The organism is Tunicatimonas sp. (assembly GCF_049647865.1).
Taxonomy (GTDB): Bacteria; Bacteroidota; Bacteroidia; order Cytophagales; family Cyclobacteriaceae; genus Tunicatimonas.
Window position 1 is genome coordinate 1 of the sequence record NZ_JBARYM010000537.1, and the last position, 3,004, is coordinate 3,004.

Below are 3,004 nucleotides of genomic sequence, written 5' to 3' on the forward strand. Positions count from 1 at the left end.
CTGTAAGGTGTCATTAACTACTTCAAACTTAGCATCAATAGAGTTTAACCGCTGGTTGGTTTCTTGCTTATATTGGTTAAATCGCTGTTCTAATGATTTCATGACTCTATTTGCTAACTAATTCAATGCGTAATATGTCTGATAGTATACGGCCTCATTCAAGCTTTAGGAAATATATCGTCAAAAGAGATGGTAAAATCGAACGGAAAAGCCGGAAGGGGGCCTTTCTTATAAGTTACCGCCGTTCTGTAATCGCCCTGACATAAATTGCTGAATATATGAACCTGATGTTGAAGAATATCAATTACCCAATAAACAGGAACTCCCGCCTGAGCGTATACTTCCTTTTTTCTTCCCAAATCATAACCAACAGTAGTGTCTAAAACTTCGGCTAATAATACTAAATCAGCTACCTGAACATATTCATTTATCTGTAAACCCGCTCGCTGATGAGCAATAACCAGATCAGGTTCCGGCATAGAAATCTGTGAAATATCTATTGGAATCTCCTTATCAATTAGATAGTCTTTCTTAGCCAAATGGTCAGAAAAAAAATCGGATAACTTTCTCTGAGTGATAAAATGAGGTGGGTTTTTAGGACTCATAACGTGCAATTCACCATCAATAAGTTCTATCCGCTCATCAGGCGGCAGTATCCCATGCTGATACATTTTCTCTACTTCATCTATAGTGCACTGATGCTTATCTATAGTACTCATTGGGCATACTATTTTGATCAACTTTCCCGATTGACGAACCTACACTAACTTTAAAATAATCGCTGTTCAATAAATAACACATTCTTAAGCAATAGTATTCCTATCTTGATGAAAAACTATCATTATTTATCGACGGCCGCCTCGTAAATGGCACTGAGCAGACTATTTTCTTCTTTAGTATCATTTCCTAGCTCCCAGAACATAATACCACCTAGGTCTTCTTCTATCGCGTAGCGAGTTTTTAGCTTTACTGAAGCGGTGTCGTCGTACGAAAAGAAGATACTATCGGTTGGGCTATACAAGTAAGGAGCTTCTGCCACTTCGTCCCAGTAGCGGGTATAGCCGTTCTTATTCTCGTATTTATCTCTAATTTGATGATAAGCCGACCAGCCAATGTACGTTCCCTTATTGGGCTGGTAAAGTCCATTATCTTTGGGGGGTACTCCCTTCCAAGCTCTTCCGTAAAATGCTCCGCCAATTATAATTTGACTCGGGTCAACTCCCTGATCTATACAGTAAGCAACAATACTTTTTACCGAGCGCGGCTTAAACGCTGGTCGACCCTGAGCTTGCGCAATACTATCTCTTTCTTCGTAGTACTGATAGATAGGGTAATTCGTTAAATCTTCGCTTTTGATATGACCTAGCGGGGTATGATGCCCAGTATACGGAAAAGTACCGGTTACTTGATCGTAGGTCATCACATTCATATAATCGGCGTACTTCATCACTTCATTTAGCTCAATTTTCTCGTAGTAGTACTCCCAGCCCGCTGAAGCGAAGGTGAGGGTCATGGGACGATCAAGCTTATCCATTTCTTCGCGTAGCTCCTTCATAAGCAGGGTGAAGGTTTGGGTGTCTGATTCTCGGGCATCAATGTCCGCGTAATCCAGGGCGGGGTATTCCCAGTCCATATCAATACCATCGAGTTGGTATTCTTCTATCATTCGGATAGTGCTCAGTACGAATTTGCTTCTTCCCTCGGCAGTAACCGCCATGTCGGAAAAGCCTCCGGCGCCCCAGCCGCCACAAGCGAGCATCACTTTTAGTTGAGGGTATTTTTTCCTTTGTTCTACTAATAACCGAAGTTTTTCGCCTGCTTCTTCGTGCCTGAATTTCATTTCTCCGTCAATGACTTTTGAGAAAGAGAAGATGATATGACTAAGCCTATCTAACGGCAGATTCTCCGGCTGATAATCTTCTTCCGGCACGTAGTACGCCATAATATTAAAAGCCTCTTTATCCGACTGAGCATCACTTGGCTGACACGCACTAAAGAACAATCCGATAAACAGTAAGGAAGTAGAAGCAAGGAAGCAAGTTTTAAGCATAATAAAGTAGTGTATATCAAATTTAGCTAAGGTGCATTTTTAACGCGCTAAAAACACGCATTAGACTATGCTGGGGGATTAATTATCAACTTTCCATTATCCATTTTCAACTAATATCACGTTCGCCATAAGAATGGAAATAATATATACGCCAGCACCACAACAATGGTGTTTATAGCAATTAATGTCATAATCTCATCATAACTTACGCTAAGTGCTAGGCCGTCTATCGCATTCTTCGACACTTTTATTACCATCAATAGCATCGGAATGATTACTGGAAAACCGAGAATCGCCATTAGGCTGCTGTTATTATTGGCTTTGGAAGCAATGCTAGACACCATCGTTAGCGTGACCGAAAACCCAGAGGCCCCCAGCAACAAATTGACCGCAAACAAGCCCATATTTTGAATAGGGTTGCCCATTACTAACATGTACACTAGCAAACAGGCAGTAGCCAGCACTAGCAGCAGTAAGGTGTTGTAAATAATTTTAGAGATAATAATTCCTTGCGGACTCGCTACCGTATAGTAATAAATCGCCCGACCGGCTCGCTCCTGAACAAAGCTTTTAGCAACGGCATTTACCGCCGCAAATAACATAATAATCCAGAACAGCGCATTCCAAGTGACTACCTTGAGCGTACCTTGCTGTAAGTTAAAGCTCAGATAGCAAATGAAAACTGCGCCTACTACGTAAAGCAAAATACCGTTAAGCGCGTAGCGTTGTCGCCATTCTAATATAACTTCTTTCCGCAATAGTAACTGAATTTCTTTCCACAGCATAACGGCCTAAAGGTACGAAGGGAAACCCGTAAAGACCATTGAAACCTTACTTGATATTACGAATTGGCAGCTACTTTTCATCAACGAAAGTCAGCCAAATCTAGCCGACTTATTTCGAGTTACTGATGCACTAAAAGTAGATGTCCGTGATCTATTGGCACCTAATAAG

At 41.3% G+C, this 3,004-nt stretch carries 3 protein-coding genes; all 3 read right to left on the bottom strand.

Features of this window, described 5'->3' with window-relative positions:
- Positions 1–158 precede the first annotated feature (158 nt).
- Positions 159–719 (bottom strand): Uma2 family endonuclease, encoded by a 561-nt coding sequence (locus WBA23_RS15875; protein WP_424583267.1) that lies wholly within the window; start codon positions 717–719, stop codon positions 159–161.
- A 122-nt stretch (positions 720–841) separates the two neighbouring features.
- On the bottom strand, positions 842–2,050 hold the full coding sequence (locus WBA23_RS15880) for a glycoside hydrolase family 18 protein (protein ID WP_424583268.1): 1,209 nt from the start codon (positions 2,048–2,050) through the stop codon (positions 842–844).
- Between the two features lie 116 nt (positions 2,051–2,166).
- Positions 2,167–2,835 carry a heme exporter protein CcmB gene (locus WBA23_RS15885; RefSeq protein ID WP_424583269.1) on the bottom strand — a complete coding sequence of 223 codons (669 nt, stop codon included), beginning with the start codon at positions 2,833–2,835 and terminating at the stop codon, positions 2,167–2,169.
- Positions 2,836–3,004: the final 169 nt, after the last annotated feature.